The sequence below is a fragment of the Flavobacterium myungsuense genome (assembly GCF_042677265.1).
GTDB classification, from domain to species: Bacteria; Bacteroidota; Bacteroidia; order Flavobacteriales; family Flavobacteriaceae; genus Flavobacterium; species Flavobacterium myungsuense.
The window spans coordinates 307,118-332,650 of sequence record NZ_JBHTIZ010000011.1 but is presented as its reverse complement, the minus strand read 5'-3'; the positions used below and the strand labels follow the sequence as shown (position 1 = coordinate 332,650).

At 33.3% G+C, this 25,533-nt stretch carries 13 protein-coding genes; all 13 read left to right on the top strand.

The window, feature by feature from the left end; all coding sequences use genetic code 11:
- Nucleotides 1-79 precede the first annotated feature (79 nt).
- A complete protein-coding gene (locus tag ACFQ0S_RS05035) occupies nucleotides 80-3,157 on the top strand; it encodes a SusC/RagA family TonB-linked outer membrane protein (RefSeq protein ID WP_379754751.1) in 3,078 nt (1,025 codons plus the stop codon).
- A gap of 16 nt (nucleotides 3,158-3,173) precedes the next feature.
- Nucleotides 3,174-4,811 carry a RagB/SusD family nutrient uptake outer membrane protein gene (locus ACFQ0S_RS05030; protein ID WP_379754748.1) on the top strand — a complete coding sequence of 546 codons (1,638 nt, stop codon included), beginning with the start codon at nucleotides 3,174-3,176 and terminating at the stop codon, nucleotides 4,809-4,811.
- Nucleotides 4,812-4,829: 18 nt separating this feature from the next.
- The gene (locus ACFQ0S_RS05025; RefSeq protein WP_379754745.1) at nucleotides 4,830-5,993 is read left to right on the top strand and encodes a hypothetical protein; all 1,164 of its coding nucleotides are present in this window, start codon (nucleotides 4,830-4,832) and stop codon (nucleotides 5,991-5,993) included.
- Nucleotides 5,994-6,062: 69 nt separating this feature from the next.
- On the top strand, nucleotides 6,063-8,912 hold the full coding sequence (locus ACFQ0S_RS05020) for an alpha-amylase family glycosyl hydrolase (RefSeq protein ID WP_379754742.1): 2,850 nt from the start codon (nucleotides 6,063-6,065) through the stop codon (nucleotides 8,910-8,912).
- A 256-nt stretch (nucleotides 8,913-9,168) separates the two neighbouring features.
- Nucleotides 9,169-11,466: an NADP-dependent malic enzyme gene (locus ACFQ0S_RS05015; RefSeq protein ID WP_379754739.1), complete on the top strand. Its 2,298-nt coding sequence runs from the start codon at nucleotides 9,169-9,171 to the stop codon at nucleotides 11,464-11,466.
- Between the two features lie 64 nt (nucleotides 11,467-11,530).
- Nucleotides 11,531-12,112 (top strand): Holliday junction branch migration protein RuvA, encoded by a 582-nt coding sequence (gene ruvA / locus ACFQ0S_RS05010; RefSeq protein WP_379754736.1) that lies wholly within the window; start codon nucleotides 11,531-11,533, stop codon nucleotides 12,110-12,112.
- A gap of 36 nt (nucleotides 12,113-12,148) precedes the next feature.
- A complete protein-coding gene (gene sov / locus ACFQ0S_RS05005) occupies nucleotides 12,149-19,528 on the top strand; it encodes a T9SS outer membrane translocon Sov/SprA (protein ID WP_379754798.1) in 7,380 nt (2,459 codons plus the stop codon).
- Between the two features lie 74 nt (nucleotides 19,529-19,602).
- Nucleotides 19,603-19,983 carry a glycine cleavage system protein GcvH gene (gene gcvH, locus ACFQ0S_RS05000; protein WP_379754733.1) on the top strand — a complete coding sequence of 127 codons (381 nt, stop codon included), beginning with the start codon at nucleotides 19,603-19,605 and terminating at the stop codon, nucleotides 19,981-19,983.
- A complete protein-coding gene (locus ACFQ0S_RS04995) occupies nucleotides 19,934-20,374 on the top strand; it encodes a VanZ family protein (protein WP_379754730.1) in 441 nt (146 codons plus the stop codon). Before gcvH ends, ACFQ0S_RS04995 begins: the two co-directional genes overlap by 50 nt.
- Before the next feature lie 247 nt (nucleotides 20,375-20,621).
- Nucleotides 20,622-22,739 (top strand): gliding motility protein RemB, encoded by a 2,118-nt coding sequence (locus ACFQ0S_RS04990; protein ID WP_379754727.1) that lies wholly within the window; start codon nucleotides 20,622-20,624, stop codon nucleotides 22,737-22,739.
- A gap of 205 nt (nucleotides 22,740-22,944) precedes the next feature.
- Complete coding sequence (gene cyoE, locus ACFQ0S_RS04985; RefSeq protein ID WP_379754795.1) at nucleotides 22,945-23,859, top strand: heme o synthase; 915 nt, start codon at nucleotides 22,945-22,947, stop codon at nucleotides 23,857-23,859.
- A complete protein-coding gene (locus ACFQ0S_RS04980) occupies nucleotides 23,859-24,449 on the top strand; it encodes a cytochrome c oxidase subunit 3 (protein ID WP_379754724.1) in 591 nt (196 codons plus the stop codon). Before cyoE ends, ACFQ0S_RS04980 begins: the two co-directional genes overlap by 1 nt.
- A gap of 42 nt (nucleotides 24,450-24,491) precedes the next feature.
- A complete protein-coding gene (locus ACFQ0S_RS04975; protein WP_379754721.1) occupies nucleotides 24,492-25,520 on the top strand; it encodes a cytochrome c oxidase subunit 3 in 1,029 nt (342 codons plus the stop codon).
- The last annotated feature ends 13 nt before the right edge of the window (nucleotides 25,521-25,533 follow it).

Genomic DNA, 25,533 nt, shown 5'->3' with positions numbered 1-25,533 from the left:
ACGAGTAGAAATTTAATTAAATTTAACGATTCGAAGTAAAATATAAGCACAAAACTAATTTCTAACTTAAACAAAATGTATGAAAACAATTTACAAAAAGTTGTTATTTTTATTCGTATTTCTTCCTTTTAGCGTTCTGGCTCAAAGTAGCTTAGAGGGTACGGTTGTAGATTCTAAATCGAAACAACCTATACCGGGTGTAAATGTCATTATTAAAGGTACTCCAAATGGCACTTCAACTGATTTTGACGGTAAATTTAAGTTGCCAAAAGTAAATAAAGGTGATGTACTTGTATTTTCTTATATTGGTTATGTAAATCAAACCATAACTTTTGCCTCGCAAAAAATGGTAGCCATTAGTCTTGAAGAAGAGTCAAACCAATTGAATGAAGTAGTAATTCAAGTAGGCTATGGTTCTGCTAAGAAAAAAGATGCTACTGGGTCTGTTGCTTTGGTAACTTCTAAAGATTTTAATAAAGGAGCGATTGTTTCAACAGATCAATTATTAGCAGGTAAGGCTGCAGGTGTTAGAATTACAAACGGCGGTGGTGCTCCTGACCAAAAACCTCAAATTGTAATACGTGGTGGTGCTTCTTTGGTAGCCGCTAATGATCCATTGATTATTATTGATGGTGTGCCAATCAGTGATACGGGTACCAATCCATGGAATTTAATCAATCCAAATGATGTGGAAAGTTTCTCGATTTTGAAAGATGCTTCTGCTACTGCGATATACGGAGTAAGAGCTTCCAATGGGGTTATTTTAATCACAACTAAAAAGGGAACTGCTGGGGCTTCTCAATTTAATTATTCAGCTAATATTTCTGTTGGTAAAATAACAGATGAATTAGATGTTATGAATGCTGCTGACTATACACGTTTCATACAACAATATCACCCATCAAGAACCAATTCTTTAGGGATTGATGATCCAAGTAACGAACTAGTTGATAACCTTTCAACGCCAGAAATAGAGGGAAGATTGTTGAGTGATACTAATTGGCAAGATCAAATTTTTAGAACTTCCATAAATACAGACCATACTTTTAGTGCTAGAGCGAATTTGTATAAAAAAATTCCATTTAGAGCTTCGGTTGGATATACCAGTGCACAAGGTCTTATAAAAAATAACGATTATGAAAGATTGTCTTATTCGTTTAAAATGACTCCGAAGCTGTTGAATGATGATTTAAAAATAGATATTAATGCAAAAGGAAATTCAACCTATAAAAATGGAGGAAATGAGGGAGCTATAGGCGCAGCATTGTCTATGGATCCAACCAAGCCTGTGTATGGACCATCTTTTAATAACAAGTTTGCTGGATATTACCAACAAACCGAGTTGCAAAGTAATCAAGATCAAAAAAGAGGTGCAGATAATCCATTAGCTCTTTTAGAACAAAGAAAAGGTATTGATAGGGCTATGCGCTTTTTGGGTAACGTAGAGTTTGATTATAAGTTGCCTTTTTTGCGTGATTTGAGAGCTGTTGCTAATTTTGGAATAGATGCTACAAGATCTAGATATAGAGAAACTTTTAGCGAGAACTCGATTGCCACCTATACTTTTAATAATGGTGATAGTAATCCTGAAACGAATTATTTATTTAATCCTGGTTTATCTAGTTTTAACAATAATACTGAAACAAATACAACTATGGATGCTTATTTAGTGTATTCTAAATCGTTAACAGGTTTTGTAAGAAAGGTTGATGCTCAATCGGGATATTCGTATCAAAATTTTAAATATGATGGGAATTCTCTTGGATTTAGAAATAATCCAGATACTGGGATTAGAGAGCCTTTTACTTTTAATAAAAACAACCCAAACAATAGATATTATTCTCCTCTGAATTTACAAGCTTTTTTTGCTAGAGGTAATATGGATATCTTAGGTAAATACTTGTTTACAGCAACTTTTAGAGCCGATGCTTCTTCTTTATTTACTGAAGAGAATAGATGGGGGTATTTTCCAGCCGTTGGAGTTGCTTGGAAATTGAAAGAAGAGAATTTTATTAAAGATTCTAAAGTAATCCAAGATTTGAAATTAAGAGCAGGTTGGGGTAAAACAGGACAAGCAAATTTTGCTAATACTGCAGGATATTTTCCTTCAAGGCTTTTTTACCAGATAGCAGGCTCTAGTGATCAATATTTAGAAGGAATAAATATTTATACCACTTTACCATATAATGCTGATTTGACCTGGGAGAAAACAGGTACATACAACCTTGGATTAGACTTTGAATTTTTCAAGAATAGCATAGTAACAGGTAGTTTTGATGTATACACCCGTAAAACCACGGATTTATTGGCTGTTATACCTACTGTGGCAGGTCAAGGAACTGGTGCGACAGTAAACATTACAAATAATGGATCTATAGAGAGCAAAGGATTTGAATCTACCTTGAATGTAAAAGCAATAACGACAGAAAATTTTTCATTGAGTTTGGGAGGTAATATTGCCTATGCTATTAATGAGGTTGTTGATTTGGGGGGAAGGTCAATTATTGAAGGAGGAACAGGTCCGGGAGGAAATGCTATTTATACAACTGCAGATGTAGTTGGGTATCAAAGGCAATCAGGATATGTATATAAACAAATCTATGATACTAGTGGTAAACCTATTATAGGAGCTTATGAGGATTTAAATAATGATGGTCAAATTACGCCCTCAGATAGATATTTAAAACCAATAGCGCCAAATTGGACGTATGGTTTGAACACGAATATAACATATAAAAACTGGGATTTAGCTGCCAACTTTAGAGGCCAATTAGGAGGCCAAATTTACAATCAAAATGTTGTAGATAGAGGATCTATAATTGCAGCTGCACCTCCATCACAACAATCAGTTTTAAACAACGTTTTAAATTTTTACAATGGAAGCGCCAATCCTGACATTAATCAGTTCATAGGTGAAATTGCCCAATCTGATTATTTTTTAGAGGATGCCACATTTTTGCGTTGTGATAACATTTCTTTAGGATATAAATTTCTTAAATTTGTAGGGAAGTCATCTTTGAGGGTTAGTGGTACAGTAAATAATGCCTTTTTAATTACTAATTATTCAGGTCAGGACCCTGAAAGTAATTCAGGTAGGGATGGTAGCTTATATCCAAGACCTAGAACCTATACTTTTGGTGTAAGTCTTGATTTTTAATTTTATAAATGATATTATGAAAAATATTAAGTTAAATAGTTTAGGACTGTTATTTAGTTTGTTGCTAATAAGCAGTTGTACAGATGATTTAAATACAGAAAACAAAATAGATATTTCTCCTGATGAAGTAAAAGGAGGAGGTAGTGCATTTATTATTGGGTCAATGTCTAAAGTATACAGTACGTTCGCTTTATCCGGATCTAATGGACCAGGTAGTACAGATACTCCTGGTGATGATGCAGGGGAATCTCCATTCTTGAGAGGAATTATCAACTTAGAAGATTTTACCGCTGATGGTATGAAAAACCGTTGGGGTGATAATGGATTAGACCAGTTAACTACTACATCAAACTGGGATGAAAACAACAAGTTTTTTAGATATGTGTATAATCGTGTTTATTATACGGTACCACAGGCTAACAGATTGATTGACATAATAAAAAAAGAACCGGATTTGCCTAATAAAGAACAATTAGTTAGCGAAATGAGATTTTTGCGCTCACTCGCTTACTTTTATTTAATTGATTGTTTTGGAAAGGGAACTTTATTGACAGAAGCTGATTTGGGAGTTACAGAGCCTAAAAGTGAATCAACTAGAGAAGAGTTATTTAAATTTGTAACCAAAGAACTTACCGATATTTGCGATGCAGAATTGACTTCTAGTGCAGATAAATTGTTGCCTTTCACAAATACGTACGGGAGAGCTAACAGAAGCGTAGCCAGAATGTTATTGGCTAAATTGTATTTGAATGCAGAGGTCTACATAGGAGAAAATAAATATGCTCAAGCTTATAAATATTCTAAGTTAGTTATTGATGAAGGAGGGTATAAATTGGCAGATAATTTCAGAAGCTTATTTTGCAGAGATAATAACATCACGGATGCTAAAAACGAGATTATTTATCCTTTAATTGCTGATCCACTAGATAGTCAGAGTTATGGGAATACTACTTATTTAATTAATGGGAGCTTGAGCTCTGCAACAATGAATCCTATTGATTTTGGTAATCCAGGCGGAGATAATAATGCTTGGGGAGGACATCGAGCTACCAAAGCATGGTATGGATTGTTTGCAAATAGTGCACAAGGACTAGCTGAATCCTCTGATGATAGAGCACGCTTATTTTTTACAAACTATACTTCTACAGATTTAACCAAAAGGCATAATTATGAAATGACTGATTATAAACTTTGGGTTGATGGTTTTCCTTCTATAAAATTTGTGAATACCAATTTTTCAGGAATTCCAGTAAGCCCAATTCTTTTTGCAGGAACAGATTTTCCATTGTACAGATTGGCAGATGCATATTTAATGTTAGCAGAAAGTATATTAAGAGGAGGTGGCGGAACCACAGGTGACGCATTATTTTACGTAAATGCAATTAGAACTCGATCAAATGCAACTCCTATTTCAGCTAGCGAATTATCATTGGATTTTATTTTGGACGAGAGAGCTAGAGAATTAAACTTTGAAGGGCACAGAAGAACAGATTTAATTCGTTATGGCAAATTTACTGGTGGAAGTTACCTATGGCCTTGGAAAGGTGGAGTTAAAGATGGAAATACTATACCGGCTCATTATAATTTGTTTCCTATACCTTTGAAAGCCATTCAAGCGAATCCGAAGTTAACTCAAAACCCAGGTTATAATTAATATTTAATTTTTGAATAAATGAAAAATATTTTAAAAACAACATTTTTTGCTTTTTTACTCGTATCCTTTGTATCCTGTACAAATGATAAAGAGCCCGTGGCTGTATTGAATGGATTTGAGCTGCGTGATGTTTCTGAATCTGCACCGCCAAGTGTTTTGTTGCAGGAAAATGATAGTCAAACTTTTATTGATTTAGAATGGGACAGGGCTGATTATGGCGTTCCGACAGGAAACACAGGAACAACAGGTTTGGTATACAACATAATTGTTAAAGATAGAGATGATCCTAAAAGAGATGATCCTGACCGTTTAGTGAAGTCTGTAATATCAAGAACCGTAACAGATAGCACTTTAACAATTAAACAATTTAATAATTTATTAAGCAGACTATTAACATTTAAATGTAGTCCTATGAATGTTGAAATAACGATAGAGTCGGTTCTTGGAAACGTACCTGGTAATCAACTCATTCAAAAGTCATCACCTATTATGATTACTGTAACAGGTTATTCTTTACTGCCAAAAACATTAGCTTTTGTAAAAGAGGGAAGTTTACCATTAAGTGCGCCAAAAGTTATTTCTTCTGGTTCTCAAAATATAAATGATTTTGAAGGATATATGTATTTAGAACCTGGTGATTATAAGTTTTATAAACCAGACGGCTGTGGGGATTTTACAGGAGCATTACTTTATGGAGCGGGTGCTGATAGAGTGCTTGTTGAAGGTGGAGGAGCAAATATAAATATTCCTACTGCCGGAAATTATTATATTACAGCAGATTTAACACCCGGAGGGTTAAAATATACGACACAGTTTTATAAAACTTTTGGCGTTTTCGGGACCGCGGTTAAGTTACCTCCAGCAGCTGTAGTACCTATGGCTGGAAACAATTCTAATATTTGGACTATTACTATAGACTTATTTAAAGGTCGTCTTTTAAGATTTAGATCTAATGATTGGACTGGAGAATTAGCAGGGAATGAACCTAAAAACATTCCTCCAGGAACAAGTAAATTAGTTACTACTTTAGGATTAGTAGGTCCATCCCTCACTAATGTTACAGGAACAGATGGAGGTATCAAATTAGCAGGTGATAATGACGGTACAAAACAAAAATACAAAATCACTTTGGATGTAAGTAAACCAAGAGCCTATACCTATAAACTAGAATTGGTAGAATAGGTATTACTAAAATCTTTTAGAAAAGGGCTATTTTTTATAGCCCTTTTTTATCTTAAAAACTTTTAAGTTATGAAAAAAATCATATTGTTATCTTGTTTTCTCCTAACTGATTTTTTCGGTTTTGCTCAGGTCACCACTGCGGTAGCAACTGTTAATCCCGTTTTGTTTGAAGAAAATCAACAAGTAACCATTAGCTTTAAACTTACCAATCCGGTAACCACTGATTTGTACTTATGGGCTTGGGCTCAAGATGCTAATGGAGCAAATATCGGCACACCTAATAATGGTGCTTGGACCTCGTCTTCAGCCTCTAGTAAGTTAATACAAACAGGCAGTAGTACGTATGCGTTTACTTATACCCCATCAGTGTATTACAATACTACTGGAATCGCAAAAATTGGTGTTTTAGCTAAAACCTTAAATGGCTCAGCTAAGTCAATTGATTTTTTATTTAACGTTGGTGCTTTTCAAGTTGATTTAGTTTCACCAACAGTTGCAAATACGAACCAAATTATCGATAGTGGGACTGGTTTTACAGTTGAAGCCTCTAATACAGGAGGAAATGCTAATTATGTTTTAAAAGCCAATGGAACAGAAATTAACTCTAGCAATGATGTTTCGAGTTATTCTTTTCCATTAACAAACCTTACTGAAAATACCTTTTACTCGCTAACCATTTCTCAAGGTACTAAAGTAGTTGTGAAGAAATTTAGCGTTATAATAAATGCAACTCCTGAACTTGAAAATCAGCCTCTAAATACAGAAGACGGAGTAAACTATTCAAGTGATGACACAAAAGTAACGTTAGTACTAAATGCACCATTAAAAGATTTTGTTTATATAGCTGGTAGTTTTAATAATTGGAACCCAACGGCTAATTATCTCATGAAAAAAGACCCTGTTACAGGAAAATTTTGGATAACCATAAATGAATTAACACCTGAACAAGTTTATACTTTTCAATATTGGGTGGTAGACAACACCAATCGCCCAGTCAATTCGCCATCTTTAGTAAAAACTGCAGATCCTTTTTCTACATTAGTTTTAAATAATTATGATGATCCTGAAATTAAAGCTTTGGGAGTGTATCCTAATTTACCTGATTATCCTGCTGGGCAAGATAGAGATGTAACCGTTGTTCAAACAGGAACCAATACTTTTAGAAGTTACACTTGGACGAATTCATTTGCGCCATTTGTTAAACCAGCTAAGGAGAAGTTAATTATTTATGAGGCTCTAGTTCGAGATTTTGATGTGAACAAAACCTATCAAGATTTAATAGATAGAATAGAATATTTAAAAGGGCTTAACATAAACGCTATTCAGTTAATGCCAGTGATGGAGTTTGAAGGTAACGAAAGTTGGGGCTATAACACATCCTATCATTTGGCTTTAGATAAACGATATGGTCCTCCCGCTAAGTTAAAAGAGTTAATCGATTTATGTCATCAAAACGGAATTGCAGTAATTTTAGATGTAGTTCCAAACCATGTGTTTGGTCGTTCGCCAATAGAACGAATGTGGATGACAGATACTGATAATGATGGATGGTCTAACGGTGTAACGAGTGAAAACCCTTATACCAATCAAATAGCAAAGCATTCCTACAGTGTTGGAACCGATTTGAATCACCAAAGTCCATTGACTCAATATTATATGAATAGGATTCAAAAACAATGGATTAACGAGTTTAAGATTGATGGATTTCGATGGGATTTAACAAAGGGAGTTACACAAAATTGTACTCCCAGCGATCAAAATTGTACAAATAGGTATCAACAAGACAGGGTTGATGTATTGAAAAAATATGTAGATTATTCTTGGGAGTTAGACCCTAACCATTATGCAATATTTGAACATTTAGGTGCTTCAAACGAAGAACAACAATGGGCAAATTATAAAATTGCTGAAGGCAAAGGGGTAATGATGTGGAGTGAGCAATTTGCTCCTTATACACAATTAATAGAAGGCAATGGTGGAAATAAAAACATTTCAGGAATGCTAAATACTAGTAAAGGTTTTACAGGCAGACGTGTAATAGGCTACCCTGAAAGCCATGATAAAGACCGACTCATGTTTCAAGCGCGTCAATACGGGGCATCAGCAGAAATAAAATCACTAAATGGAGCCTTAAAAAGAATGGCTTCTATTGCAGCAATTTCTACACCAATTCCGGGACCTAAAATGCTATGGCAATTTGCTGAATTGGGTTGGGATTCATCTATATATACTTGTCCCGACGGCTCGGTTAACGATGAATCGAACACTAGGCCAGGCGATTGTAAACTATACACGAAACATGTTAAACAATGGACTGAAAATTGGATGGCTGTTCCTGAAAGAAAAGCATTATATGATACTTATGCTAGAATTAATGCATTGAAAATTAACGAACCTGTATTTAATGGTAGTGTTACTTTAAACTCAGGCAATTTTACTCCCTCTATTTATATTTTTGACAACTCAATTACTGAAGCAAACACAATTAAGAACGTAGTAATTTTGTCTAATTTTAGTACAACATCTCAAAACATTACAGGAAATTTCCCTTATGTAGGGACTTGGTACAATTTAATGGACAATTCATCTTTTGAAGTTGTAACGACAACTGATAAGATTACTATTGAATCTGGAGGTTTCAGAATGTTTGGCAACAAACCTTCAACGTTATCAAGAACTAATTTTGATGCTTCAACTCAAATTCAATTGCATCCAAACCCAACATCAAAATATTTTACATTAAATACTAATGTAAATAAAGTTCAAATCTTTTCCGTTACAGGTCAACTAGTAAAAACATTTGCAAAAAATTTAAAAGACAATCAATTTGAAATTGGTGAATTAATAAAAGGAATCTATTTAGTAAAAGTTGTCAATGAAAATAATAGTATTAAATCTTTTAAATTAATTAAGCAATAATAAAACGAAAAGTTTTTTTTCATAGCATCAAAGAGCCTTTCTAAATGAAGGGCTTTTTTGTTTTTTATGTTCTTTTGTTATAATGAATAGTTTGCCTATCATAGTAAAGAATGTTAGAGTTGTTGTTTGAATATATTAACATTTATATTTTAAATCAGTAAACAATATATGAAAACTTTGCAAAACTATCTCCTTAAAAATTTCCTTTTTACATCTAGACTTTTACCTTTGTAGGTCGAAACATAAAATTATTCTAATGGATAAGAACAGCAAAAGATTAGAAGCCTTACAATATCACGCCAAACCTACACCGGGAAAAATACAAGTTGTACCTACCAAAAAATATGCTACACAAAGAGATTTGTCATTAGCCTATTCGCCAGGTGTGGCTGAACCTTGTTTAGAAATAGCAAATGATGTAAACGACGTTTATAAATATACGGCAAAAGGGAATTTAGTTGCTGTTATAACCAATGGAACTGCTGTATTAGGATTAGGCGATATAGGTCCTGAAGCTTCGAAACCAGTAATGGAAGGAAAAGCGTTATTGTTCAAGATTTTTTCTGATATTGATGTTTTTGATATCGAAATTGGAACTAAAGATGTAGAAGAATTCATACAAACGGTAAAAAATATTGCGCCAACTTTTGGAGGAATCAATTTAGAAGACATAAAAGCACCTGAATCGTTTGAAATAGAAAGACGTTTGGTAGCCGAATTAAATATTCCAGTCATGCACGATGATCAGCACGGTACTGCAATTATATCTTCGGCGGCATTAATAAATGCTTTAGAATTAGCCAATAAAAAAGCTGAAGATGTAAAGATGGTGGTTTCAGGAGCGGGTTCTGCAGCACTAGCTTGTGCCGATTTATATGTGTTATTGGGTGTAAAAGAGGAGAATATATTTATGTTCAATAGCAAAGGACTGTTAACAAAAAACAACCCTTCATTATCTAATTTACAACAAAAGTATGCTCAAGATATTGAAGCAATAACTCTAGAAGAAGCCTTAAAAGGAGCTGATATTTTTCTAGGATTATCTTCAGGAGACATCATGACACCACAAATGTTATTGGGAATGGCTAACAATCCTATTGTTTTTGCAATGGCAAATCCTGATCCTGAAATAGCTTACGATTTAGCTATAGCTACTCGAAAAGATATTATTATGGCAACAGGGCGATCAGATCATCCTAATCAGGTAAATAATGTACTTGGTTTTCCGTATATTTTTCGCGGAGCATTAGATGTTCGTGCAACAAAAATTAACGAAGCTATGAAAATGGCTGCGGTTCGAGCCCTTGCCGCTTTAGCTAAAGAAAGTGTGCCAGAGCAAGTAAATATTGCTTATGGAGAAACTAAACTTGTTTTTGGCCGCGATTATATTATTCCCAAGCCATTTGATCCAAGATTAATAACTAAAGTGGCGCCTGCTGTGGCTAAGGCGGCAATGGAATCTGGTGTGGCACTTCAACCTATCGAAGATTGGAATTTGTATGAAGAACAATTGTTAGACCGTTTAGGCTCTGATAATAAAATGGTGCGTCTTTTGACCAATAGAGCTAAGAACGATCCAAAACGCATTATTTTTGCAGAAGCCGATCATCTTGATGTACTTAAAGCGGCACAGATTGTTTTAGAAGAAAGAATAGGATTCCCTATTTTGTTAGGAAACAAAGAAATCATTTTAGAACTAAAAAAAGAATTGGGTTTTGATGTTGAGGTTCCTATTTATGATCCTAAAAATAAAGAAGAAGATAAAAGAAGATTGCATTTTGCTGAAATTTTTTGGAAATCGAGACAGCGCAAAGGAATTTCATTATTAGACGCAGAAAAGTGGATGCGCGAACGAAATTATTTTGGCGCGATGATGGTAAATGAAGGAGAAGCGGATGCATTAGTCACAGGATATTCTAGAAGTTATCCTTCGGTAGTAAAGCCGATGATGCAGTTAATAAGTAAAGCACCAGGCATAACTATTTTTGCAACTGCAAACATGATGATGACCAATCGTGGCCCAATGTTCTTGTCAGATACAGCCATCAATCCAAATCCTTCTGCTGATGACTTGGCAAAAATTGCTTTGATGACCGCTAACACCGTTAGAATGTTTGGAATGGAACCTGTAATTGGAATGGTTTCCTATTCTAATTTTGGATCTTCTGATAATGAAAGCACCTCAAAAGTGAGAGAAGCAGTTGCCTACTTGCATAAATTTTTTCCAGACCTAGTTGTTGACGGAGAGATTCAAGCTGATTTTGCTTTGAATTCAGATATGTTAAAGGCAAAATTCCCTTTTTCTAAATTAGCAGATAAAAAAGTAAATACCTTAATTTTTCCTAATTTAGAATCAGCAAATATTACTTACAAATTATTAAAAGAGTTGTATAAAGTTGATTCCATTGGCCCAATAATGTTAGGAATGGAAAAGCCAGTTCATATTTTTCAGTTAGGGGCAAGTGTTGAAGAAATGGTAAATATGGCTGCGGTAGCAGTTGTTGATGCTCAAGAAAAAATGAGTCGGCTTAAAGATTTTGAAATAAAATTTTAAAACCTAATTTCACAAAATAATTGCAGTTAAAAATTTTTGTTAAATTTGATTGCACAAATATATAATGATAGCACATTTACAAGGAAAATTAATAGAAAAAACACCAACTGAAGTCATTATAGACTGTGGCGGTGTTGGTTATCATGTGAATATTTCTTTACATACATATTCATTAATACCTCAGACAGATACCATAAAATTATTTACTTATTTACAAATAAAAGAGGATTCTCATACTTTATTTGGGTTTGTAGAAAAGTCAGAACGAGAAATTTTTAAGATGTTATTGTCTGTTTCTGGTATAGGAGCCAGTATTGCCAGAACGATGTTGTCTTCACTTGATCCCAAACAAATTATTCAAGCCTTGGCAGTTGGAGACGTATCAACCATCCAGTCCATCAAAGGAATTGGAATGAAGACCGCACAAAGAGCCATATTAGATTTAAAAGATAAAGTGTTAAAACTATATGATATTGATGAAGTTTCCATGTTTCAAAACAATACAAATAAGGAAGAAGCGTTATGTGCTCTAGAGGTTTTAGGTTTTAACAAAAAATTAGCAGAAAAAGTAGTCGATAAAATTGTCAATTTAGATTCTGAAACCACCGTTGAATCAATAATAAAACAAGCTTTAAAAAATTTATAATACTTGAAAACATACTATTTAAATTTTTTTTTATTTATTTCAAGAATTAGTATTTACATACTATTTTTAGCTTTTAGTATTGATACAAATGCTCAAGAAACTGAGCCTATTCAAGACACTATCGTAAAAGGATATACAAAAGGAGGATTAGAACTTAAAAACCCTCCTAGTATTATTGAAGCCTACACTTATGATCCTGTTACTGACAGGTACATTTATACCAATAGTGTAGATGGCTTTAATATTAATTACCCCATAATCCTAACTCCAAAAGAATACGAGCAACTGGTTTTAAGGGAATCGATGCGAAATTATTTCAAAAAGAAATCTGATGCAATCGATGGGAAAAAAGAAGGTAGTGAAGAGGCAAAAAAAGATTTACTGCCAAGATATTATGTCAATTCAAGTTTTTTCGAATCTATTTTTGGCAGCAACACTATCGATGTAAAACCGACAGGTTCTGTTGAGGTCGATTTAGGTTTTCGTCATTCTAAACAAGACAATCCAGCTTTTTCGCCCAGAAATAGATCGGTTACTAATTTTGATTTTGCACAAAGAATCAGCATGAGTTTGACAGGAAAAGTAGGAACACGATTAAATGTAAATGCTAATTACGACACCCAATCTACTTTTGCTTTTCAAAATTTAATTAAGTTAGAATATACCCCAACTGAAGACGATATTATACAAAAAATTGAAGTTGGTAATGTGAGTTTACCTTTAAATAGTTCATTAATTCGAGGTGCTCAAAGTTTGTTTGGGGTAAAAGCGCAATTGCAATTTGGCAAAACTACTGTTACAGGGATATTTTCTGAACAAAAATCGCAAACCAGAACCGTTACTGCTCAAGGCGGAGGAACCATTCAAGAATTTGATTTGTTTGGTTTAGATTATGACGCCGATAGGCACTTTTTTTTATCGCAATATTTTAGAAACAAATACGATTCATCATTAAAAAATTATCCCTTTATAAATAGCAGAGTACAAATTACCAGATTAGAAGTTTGGATTACCAATCGTCAAAATCGTGTAAGTACAAACAATAATAACTTGAGAAATATTATTGCTTTACAAGATTTAGGAGAAGGACAATTAGCAGGACTTACTAATATAGATATAGTGTCTTTAGATCCAGTACCAACAGGATTTTTTACAAATTTACCCAATGCAATCGTTGATAGTGAAAATAATAAACCAGTAGACAATAAAAACAATCTATATGACCCAGGATTAATTACCACTGGTGGAGGTTTGTTAAATTCCGGTATTCGTGATATTGCAACTTCAAATGCAGGATTTAATAATGTTCCAATTGAAGGTCAGGATTATTCAAAATTAGAAAATGCTCGAAAACTGACTCCAAACGAATATACATTTCATACTCAGTTAGGATACATATCGTTACAACAACGTTTGGCAAACGATGAAGTTTTAGCTGTGGCTTATCAATACACGATTGGTAATGAAGTTTTTCAAGTTGGAGAGTTTGGTAACGATGGAGTAGATGCCACTCAAGCCGGTGCTATTAACCCGACAACTGGCCAACCAGAATCTATCACATCACAGACATTAATACTTAAAATGCTGAAAAGTAATTTAACAAATGTCGAAAAGCCAATTTGGAACATCATGATGAAAAACATTTATCAAATTCCTGGAGCTTTTCAATTAGAACAACAAGATTTTAAATTTAATATTCTTTATTCAGACCCATCACCAATTAACTATATTTCTCCAGTTCCAGGTACAAATTTTCCAGTTCCTGACCCTTCAAAACCAGAAGATAAAGTTGCTGAGACTCCATTACTTAAAGTTTTTAATCTCGATAAATTAAATTTCAACAATGATCCACAAGCTGGTGGCGATGGATTTTTTGATTTTATTCAAGGGCTTACCGTCGATAGAGAAAACGGAAGAATAATATTTACTACCGTAGAACCTTTCGGAAAATTACTATTTGATAAATTAAGAACAAGTCCAACGGAAGATTATAATGAGCCAAAGGATTTAACTACCACTTTTAATGCTAATCAGAAAAAGTATGTCTACAGAAGTTTATATCGAAAAACCCAATCTTTAGCTGTAGAAGATGGTGATAAAAATAAATTTCAATTAAGAGGAAGGTTTAAATCTACAGGAGGAGACGGAATTCCAATAGGTGCTTTTAATGTTCCCCAAGGTTCGGTAGTGGTTACTGCAGGCGGTAGAGTTTTACAAGAAGGAATAGATTATAGTGTAAATTATCAGGCAGGAAGAGTACAAATATTAGATCCAGCTCTTAAAGCATCAAATACACCAATTCAGGTTTCGGTAGAAAACAATTCGGTTTTTGGTCAACAAACAAGACGTTTTTTTGGAGTAAATGTTGAGCATAAATTTTCTGAAAATTTTACTCTTGGTGCTTCATTTTTAAAAATGACCGAAAGACCTTTGACTCAAAAATCAAGTTTTGGTCAAGAATCAGTTAATAATACCATTTTTGGTGCAAACACTAATTTTTCAACCGAAGTTCCTTTTTTTACTAGAGTAATCAATAAGTTGCCTAATATTGATACTGATGTACCTTCTAATTTATCGGTTAGGGGTGAGGTTGCTTTCTTAAAACCAGACTCTCCAAAGGCAGATAGATTTGAAGGAGAATCCACTATTTACGTAGATGATTTTGAAGGGTCTCAAACCACTATTGATTTACGATCACCTCAGTCTTGGAGTTTATCTTCAGTACCGGTTAGAGATGCAGAAAGTACCTATAACGATTTTGGAGCTGATTTAAACGATATAAAATACGGCGATAAACGAGCAAAACTGAATTGGTATAGTATTGATCCAATTTTCTACCAGCAAAGGCCTACAGGTGTTTCTGTAGACGATTTATCATTAAACAAAACTAGAAGAATTTTTAGCAGAGAATTATTACCAGTAACTGATATTGCTTTAGGAGAGACACAAGTAATTAGCACACTCGATTTAACCTATTACCCTAAACAAAGAGGGCCTTACAATAATAATGAATTAGCAAAAGAGACCAATTTATTACCCAATCCAAAGGAAAATTTTGGAGGAATAATGAGAGCCTTAAACTCAACCAATTTCGAACTAGGAAACGTAGAGTACATTCAGTTTTGGGTTTTAGATCCATACGGAGAAGGAAATGGAGATTTGCCAAATACCAGTACAAATACCGGAAAAATTTATTTTAATCTAGGTTCTATTTCAGAAGATATTTTAAAAGACGGTAGGAAACAATTTGAAAACGGTTTGCCAGAAGCAGGAACCAATCAATTAACCTATAATACGGTTTGGGGAAAAGTTCCAGCATCACAATCGTTAGTATATGCATTTGATACTAATGAAGGTAATAGAGCCATACAAGACATTGGTTTAGATGGATTGTCAGATATTGGTGAAGGAAATGTATATACTAATTTTGCAAGTTTGTCAGATCCAGCTGCTGATAATTACGAGTTTTTCTTAAGTGCTCAAGGAAGTGTTTTAGATCGTTACAAGAGTTACAACGGAACTCAGGGGAACTCTCCTGTTACTATTTCTGATACTAACAGAGGAAGCAACACACTTCCTGATATTGAAGACATAAATAGAGACAATACCATGGATGGATATAATGCGTATTATGAATATAGCATTGATATAAAACCAGGAATGGATGTTGGAAATACAAAGTTTGTTACTAATGTTTTACCAGTTGAAGCTGCAATTCCGGGGTCGTCTTTTGGAGAGACAACAAAAGCGAGATGGATTCAGTTTAAAATTCCTGTAACACAATTTGAAAACAAGATTGGTCCTATAACCGATTTTAGATCTATTCGATTTATGAGAATCTTTATGACCGGTTTTGAAGATGATATAACGGTTCGTTTTGGAGCACTTGACTTAGTGAGAGGAGAATGGCGAAGGTATTTAAACACATTAGACCCATTAGAAGATAAAGCAATAAACGATGACGATGAAACTGATTTTGATGTGCAATCAGTAAACATTCAAGAAAACGGGGCGCGAGAGCCAGTAAAATATGTATCTCCTCCCGGTGTAGTCAGAGAACAATTGTTTAATAACAATACGATTATTAACCAAAATGAGCAATCTTTGGCTTTAAGAGTGCTTGGAAAACCTGATATACTTACTGACAAAACAGGCTTAGAACCCGGCGATTCAAGAGCAGTTTTTAAAAATGTAAGTGTAGACATGCGTCAATTTAAGAAACTTAAAATGTTCTTGCATGCCGAAGCTCTAAAAGGAGATTCAACTCCTCTACAAGATAACGAAATGATGGGTTTTATTCGTTTTGGTAACGATTTTACAGATAATTTTTATCAAATAGAAATACCATTACAAGTAACAGCGCCCGCTGCCTCATCACCAGAATCAATTTGGCCTGAAGGCAATGAAATTGATTTGCCTTTAGATTTATTAACAGAATTAAAAATTAAATTACGAGATTTTCTGAAATCAGGAGGATTTTTAGCACCAAATGAAATTTTCTATAAAGATGGTTCAAACAAAATGAAGATCGGAGTACGAGGAAATCCTAATTTCGGATTAATTCGAACTTTAATGGTTGGTGTTAAAAACAATACAAGTGGTGGTAAAAATCCTTCAGGAATAGATTTAATAGAAAGAGAAATAAAAGGTGAAGTCTGGTTTAACGAACTGAGGTTGGCCGAAATGGATAACAACGGCGGAATGGCAGCACTCTTAAATATAGATACCAATATTGCCGATTTTGCTACTATTTCAGCCACTGGTAAATTAAGCACCATTGGTTTTGGCGCATTAGAACAAGGACCAAACGAGAGAAGCAGAGAAGCCATTCAACAGTACAACATCGTAACTAATTTTAGTTTAGGAAAATTATTGCCAAAAAAATGGGGAATCAACCTTCCGTTTAATTATGCTGTTGGAGAACAAACCATTACGCCGCAATATGATCCGTTTAATCAAGATATAAAATTGAAGCAATTATTAGACGTAACTCCTAATCAAGCCGAAAAAGACAATATTGAAAACAGAGCAATAGATTATACTAAGCTTAAAAGTATCAATTTTATAGGAGTAAGAAAAGAAAGAGGTCCAGAACAAAAGCAACATATTTACGACCCTGAAAATCTTACTTTATCCCATTCTTACAATGAAACCGTTCGTCATAATTTTGAAATCGAAAGTTTTATTGATCAACAAGTGAATAGTACCGTTGATTATACGTTTGCTTTTCAATCAAAACCTGTTGAACCATTTAAAAAAGCCAAATTCATGAAAAAAAGTGAGTATTGGAAATTATTAAGTGATTTTAATTTTAATTATTTACCAACAAATATTTCTTTTAGTAGCAATATCATACGACAGTACAACAAACAACAGTTTAGGCAAGTAGAAGTAGAAGGTATTGCTTTAGATCCATTATATAGAAGGAACTTTTTGTTCAATTATCAATACGGATTTAATTATAATCTAGCTAAATCGTTACGACTAAACTACACCGCTTCATCAAGTAATATTGTAAGAAATTATCTAGACGAGAATAATAATCCTATAAATACAGTTAATCTATATACTGATTATTGGAACATGGGAGACCCTAATTTGCGTACCCAACAATTGGTTGTAAATTATGATTTGCCAATTAATAAAATTCCAGCTTTGAGTTTTATAAAATCGACTTACTCTTACACAGGAGATTATAGCTGGCAACGCGCTTCAATTGCACTTTCTGAATTAGAAATAGAAAATGAACTAGGTGTTGTAACCAAATATAATTTAGGAAATACCATACAAAATGCAGGTTCACATAGATTGAATACAGCTTTCAACATGGATTCTTTTTATAAATACATTGGATTGACTAAAAAATCTAAAAAAGCTACGCCAAGAGCAGCTGCTCCTCCTAAACCAGGTGAAAAAATCGTAAACAAAACACCTGTTCAAATTATTTCTAAAGGAAATGTGTTTTTAGATGGACTAATAGGTGTATTAACGAGTGTAAAAAATGTTCAGGTAAATTATACTGAAAACAGAGGGACAACATTACCAGGATTTACTCCAGGTTTAGGATTTTTCGGGTCAACAAGACCTTCATTAGGTTTTGTTTTTGGAGGACAAGAGGATGTTCGATTTGAAGCGGCAAAAAACGGTTGGTTAACCAACTACCCCGATTTTAATCAAAATTTCACTCAAATCACCAGTAAAACACTCAACTTTACTGCTAATGTCGATTTGTTTCCCGACTTAAAAATTGATTTATTAGCCGATAGAACCTTCGTAGATAATTTCTCTGAACAATACGATGTAACCAGTGGTCAATACAATTCCAGATCGCCATATAGTTTTGGAAATTTCTCCATTTCGACGGTTTTATTAAAAACCGCTTTTAGCAAAAGCGATGAAAATTTTTCAGAGGCTTTCGAAGACTTAAAAACAAATCGATTGGTAGTTGCCGATCGATTGGCTCAAAATTTTTATGGAGGAGCAATACAACGTTATGATGCCAGTGCACTTCCGCCAGAGGATCCAGATGCTGAGGAGAAAGAACTAAGTAATCCAAATAATCCGCAAAGAAAAATAATTATTGCAAACAACGGTTTTCCTGTAGGTTTTGGTAAAAACAATCAGTCTGTATTATTACCTTCCTTTTTAGCAGCCTATTCAGGAAAAGAAGCATCAGGTGTTTCTTTAGATGCTTTTAGAAACATTCCTATTCCGAACTGGAATATAAAATATAGCGGTTTAATGCGTTACAAGTTCTTCAAAGACAAATTCAAACGATTCTCTATTCAAAATAGCTACAAAGCTTCCTATACTGTAAATGCGTTTCGTTCAAATTTCGAATATGACAAAGCACCTTCTGGTTTCAAATCTGATGGAACTTTAAATGCGGATTCCGGGGGGAATGTATTTAATAAAACCTTGATTTCAAACATCAATTTAGTAGAGCAATTTAATCCGCTAGTTCGATTGGATTTTGAAATGAAAAACTCTGTAAAAGTATTAGCCGAAATGAGAAAAGACAGAGCTTTATCAATGAGTTTCGATAATAACTTGCTAACTGAAACTAGAGGATTAGAATATATCATTGGATTAGGATATCGAATTAAAGACGTGATTTTTTCATCTCGATTAGCCGATAGTCCAACAGGAGTTATAAAAAGCGATATTAATATCAAAACCGATATTTCATACAGAAATAGTCAAACCATTGTTCGATATTTAGATTTTAACAACAATTTACTTTCAGGTGGACAAAATATTTGGTCGGCAAGACTAACTGCCGATTATACTTTTAGTAAGAATTTAACAGTAATTTTTTACTACGATCATTCGTTTTCAAAAGCAGTTATTTCTACTTCTTTTCCCATTACAAATATTCGAGGAGGATTTACTCTGAGATATAACTTTGGAAATTAAAAATAATGAGATAATCTTTGTTAACTAATAATTACCTTTGTAAAAACATACACAACAATAAAAACAATAATACAATGAGCATACCATCAAATTTAAAGTACACTAAAGACCACGAATGGGTAATTCTTGAAGGAGAAATTGCAACAATAGGAATCACTCATTTTGCACAAAAGGAGCTTGGAGATATTGTTTATGTAGAAGTTGAAACACTCGATCAAACTTTAGAAAAAGATGAAGTTTTCGGAACTGTTGAGGCGGTAAAAACAGTTTCAGATTTATTTTTGCCAATGACTGGAGAAATAATTGCTTTCAATGATGCATTAGAAAGTAGTCCTGAAGATGTAAATTCTGACCCTTATGGCAAAGGATGGATGATTAAAGTGAAAGTGGCAAACGTTTCAGATTATGACGAATTACTTTCAAGTGAAGAGTATGCAAAACTTATTGGTGCGTAAGTATTTTTATTTATGGTTGGCTGAATTTTGGACGGTACTTATCGCTTTTCTTTGTTTAACCAGTTTTAAAAAACTTCCAAGTATTGGAGTTAAATCGGCAGATAAATACGTGCATTTTATTTTTTATTTTGTTTTTACAATACTTTGGTTTTTGTATTTTAATAACAAGTCGTCAAATAGAAATAATTCCTCAAAAGCATTAGTTTTAAAGGTTTTTTTAGCTTCTTTTTTTTATGGAGTACTTATAGAGATTGCTCAAAGTTTATTTACAACAACGAGAAAAGGCGATTTGCTAGACGTAATAGCAAATACTACAGGGGCATTAGGGGCTGTTTTTATATTAGTTTTATGGGGTCATTATTTTACAAAAAAGGATATTCAAATTAAATAGAAATTAAATTTCCCGCTTAGGCGGGATTTTTTTATTTTTATGCCATGAAAATTATTTCTATCTCGATTCAATTATATGAAATTATACCAATAACATTTGTAAAATAGTCCAATAGTTTATGGTATAATGCCGATATAGTATGAAAATAGTCCATCTTTATTGGACTATATTTAATACATAATCGGTATTAGATACAATACACACTATTCAATGATGATTATTTAAATTATTATCTTAGTATTGCAATATGAACAAATATTTTTCAATTTTTCTTTTCTTGGTGTATTCGATTTTTTCGAGTGCTCAAGTAATTACTAAAAACTCAGAACAGTTTCCTGTTTTTTCAAGTTGTGAAAATCAATACAATAAAGACTTAGAAACGTGTTTTTATACTCAAGTGCAAGACTTTATTTATACTAATTTTAAAGTTCCTGAGAATTTAACAAACAGTAATTTTAAAGGAAATGTTATTGTTCTTTTTGAAGTAGACGAGAACGGTAAATTTAATGTGCAATATGTTGATGCTGTTGATGATGAGTTGGTTAAAGAATCAAAAAGAGTTTTTAAACAGTTTCCTCAAATAGGACCGCCCACTTTTAACGGTAAGCCTACGTATTCTAAATATTCTATTAATATTGCCATTCCGCAAAAAAGTCAAGCGCAAATTGCCGCCGAAGCAGATTCCTTAAAAATAATAAATTCTAAAAATTTCTACAAAAACAGAGACAAAGAGTTAATAGAGTACGACAGTATTGTGTATCATAAATTCAAGAATCCAAAGTTCGAAAGTCATTTAAACATTCCTTTTTCACACAGTTATTATGCGCAATTCGATGCGACAATGAATCAATTAGGAGCCAATAATCATACGAGTTCTAAGCCATTTACTTATGCCGAGGTTTCTAAATATTTCAATCTAAAAGAAGTTAATGCTAAGTTGTTAAAAAAGAAATCAGGGTGGTGGGGTCGAAAGATATTTAACGAAAACCTAGTCGAAATTCAAGGCGAGGGCTATTGGTTTACAATGAATCCTATTTTCGATTTACAAACCGGGATAAGTAATCCTAGTGTTGCCAATAGGACTTATATAAATACAAGAGCTTTACAAATCCAAGGAGGTTTGGGAGAGCAACTTAACTTTACTACAACTATTTACGAAAGTCAAGCGCGTTTTGCCGATTATTTTAATGATTATTCACGGTTTATAAAACCAAGCGGAGGAAATCCAGCCGTAGTTCCTGGAATAGGCATTGTAAAATCATTTAAAGCCGATTCCTTCGACTTGCCTTTAGCAGAAGCTAATCTAACCTATACACCAAATAAATTTATTAATTTGCAATTGGGTTACGGAAGAAATTTTATTGGCGACGGCTATCGTTCATTAATCACAACTGACGGATTAAGTCCGCTTCCGTTTTTTAAAATTAACACCACTTTTTGGAAAATAAAATATACGAATACTTATATGTTTATTAAAGATATTCGAACAGAAGCAACTATTGATAGAACCTATACTGATAAATATATGGCAAATCATTATTTGAGCTGGAACGCAACAAAGAGATGGAATATTGGTTTTTTTGAATCAGTAGTATGGGCAAATACTAACAATAGAGGTTTTGAAATGAGTTTTCTAAACCCAATTGTTTTTTATCGATCAGTAGAGTTTGCTTCATCAAATAGAACAGGAAATGCACTTTTAGGATTGACGTCAAAATACAAGTTTAACAATCAAATTAATGGATATGCTCAATTTCTGATAGATGAATTTTCGTTGAGTGATATTAAAGCTAGAAATCAAAGTTGGAAAAACAAGTTTGGATATCAACTCGGAGTTAAATATTTCAATGCATTTAATGTCGAAAATTTATTGCTGCAATTAGAATGGAATCATGTGCGACCTTATGTTTATTCGCATAGTGACCCTTTAACAAATTATGCACATAGCAATCAAAGTCTAGGACATCAGTGGGGAGGCAATTTTAGAGAATTTATATTTGTGGCTCGTTATCATAAAGACCGGTATTTTGCTGATGCCAAAATTACTTCTGGAACAAGAGGATTAGATTTTAATACTACTGAGAATACTTTTAATTATGGTGGAGATATTTATAAAAACTATAATGAACAACGACCTTCCGATACCAATGTAAAAGTGGGTCAAGGGAATAAAACTTCCATTTTTATTGCTGATATTCAAGGCGGTTATTTAGTAAATCCTCAAACCAATTTAAAGTTTTTCTTGAGTTTTATATACAGGAATTTCAATCCTAATCAAGAAACTGCAACTGCATTTAAAAATGATACCACTTGGTTTTCTTTAGGCTTACGAAGTGATATCTTTAATTGGTATTTCGATTATTAAGAAATTTTTTATTTAGGCATTATTTTTTATATGAGTTTTCATGTTCTTTTTGCAAGAAACACCATTTAATTTTTTTTTAGAATATAATCAACGCAATCGATCTTCATAGTTATAGTTTAAATCTTTTTTTAAAATTATTTATGAATTGTTTTTTTGCTAAATCATGAACTATAAATTACCTTTGCACCAGTTTTTTAAACAGAAAATGAAATCCGCATTGAACGTAAGTACCAATTCTATTTCCTTTAAATCTATTTATGTTGATTTTAAAGCCATCACCAAAGCTGGTTTAGCCATAAGCGTTGTTTTTTCATCGTTGGCAGGATACATACTTGGGGTTTACAATATTCATTCAATTGATTGGTTTGTTTTGTTAAAATTGGCTGTAGGTGGTTACTGTATGGTAGGAGCATCCAATGCTTTTAATCAAGTGATTGAAAAAGATCTGGATGCGTTAATGGATAGAACCAAAAACCGTCCTGTTGCTTCAGGCAGAATGACTCCAAATACTGCGTTGCTAATTGCAAGTACATTAACGATTATTGGAATTGTTTTGTTGTATACCATCAATGCTAAGTCGGCCATGTTTGGTGCCATATCTATATTTATATACACAAGCGTTTACACACCGTTAAAAACGGTTACGCCTTTAGCCGTTTTTGTAGGAGCTATTCCAGGAGCCATTCCTTTTATGCTAGGATGGGTAGCAGCAACTGGAAATTTTGGAATTGAAGCAGGAACTTTATTTCTTATTCAGTTTTTTTGGCAATTTCCTCATTTTTGGGCTATAGGCTGGTTTTTGTTCGACGATTATGAAAAAGCAGGTTTTTTTATGTTGCCATCAGGAAAAAAAGACAAATCGACTGCTTTGCAAACTATCTTATATACTGTTTGGTTGCTAATTGCATCGCTTTTGCCTATGTTAGGATTTACAGGAAGCTTGTACATTACACACTATGCTGCTTTTGCTATACTTTTGTTAGGATTGTGGATGTTGTTTTACGCCGTTCGTTTGTATCAATTAAGAACTACAAAATCGGCAAGAACCTTAATGTTAGTAAGTGTTTCCTATATTACATTGCTACAAATAGTTTACATTTTAGATAAATTTTTACGATAATGATAGATACTATGATGACTCCTGAAGAACACAAATTAAGAACAGAACGATCTTATAAACTACTTTTATTAGTAGCGATGGTAAGTATGACCATGATGTTTGCTGGATTAACAAGCGCTTTTGTAGTAAGTAAATCTAGACTCGATTGGTTGAAAGATTTTCAAATGCCGCCAGCATTTTTCTATAGTACAGCAGTAATTATTAGTTGTAGTATAACATTTCATTTGGCTAAAAAAGCAATACTAAAAGACAATCGAAATGCAACAACTTCATTTCTTTTACTTACTTTAGCACTCGGAATTTTGTTTGTACTATTACAATTTATGGGTTTTGGACAAGTTGTAGCACAAGGCTATTATTTTACCGGGACAGCAAGTAACATTACAACAACTTTTTTATATGTAGTAACAGTAGTGCATTTAGCGCACCTTGCTGGCGGATTAATTTCGCTTTTAATTATAATTTATAATCATTTTAAACAAAAATACAATTCAACTCAAACCCTTGGAATAGAACTAGGTACAATGTATTGGCATTTCTTAGATTTACTTTGGGTTTATTTGTTTTTATTTTTATATTTCTTTAAATAAGAAAAAAATGTAAATTTGGGAACTTTTTAACGAATAACTTTTATGGGAGCGACAGTTACAACTGCAAACAGTGAAGAAAAAACCTGGGGTGGCGGAAATCAACCCTTAGGAGCCGATTATGGCAAATTAATGATGTGGTTTTTTATCGTATCAGATGCTTTAACCTTTTCAGGATTTTTAGCAGCTTACGGATTTTCTAGATTTAAATTTATTGAGACTTGGCCATTAGCAGATGAAGTGTTTACTCACTTTCCATTTATGCATGGTGTTACTGCACCAATGTATTATGTAGCATTAATGACTTTTATTTTGATATTCTCATCTGTAACAATGGTTTTAGCTGTTGATGCTGGTCATCAAATGAAAAAAAGCAAAGTAGCATTTTATATGTTTCTTACTATTATCGGAGGTTTAATATTCGTTGGTTCACAAGCTTGGGAATGGAAAAACTTTATTCATGGCGAATATGGTGCTGTAGAAACAAAAGGAGGAAGTTTGTTGCAGTTTGTTGATAATACTGGCAAAAGAGTAAAGCTCGAGGATTTTGCTGCTACTTTACCTGAAGAAAGAGCGCAATTAGAACGAAGTAAAGGAACTTGGTTTATGAAAGAAGCTACATTGCCCTCTTACTCAGTTGCCGAAGTTCAAGCAGGATTTAAAGCGCATCCAGAATTGCTTATCAGAACTGAAGTGTTATATAAAGATGATGCAGCGGCAAAAAGCGACACTAAAGTGAATCATGAATTAACAAAACACAAACATAAAACTATTTTAACTAGAGCAGAATCTGAAGCTAGATTAGCAAATGCACTTTATGTTGTAGAAGGGGCTAACCTTGTAAGAAACGAGTATGGAAGTAAGCTATTTGCTGATTTCTTTTTCTTTATAACTGGATTTCACGGGTTTCACGTTTTTTCTGGGGTAATCATTAATATTATTATCTTCTTCAATGTTCTTATGGGAACATACGAAAAAAGAAAAAGTTATGAAATGGTTGAAAAAGTTGGATTGTATTGGCACTTTGTAGATTTAGTTTGGGTATTTGTATTTACTTTCTTCTACTTAGTTTAATTTTTAAAATTTA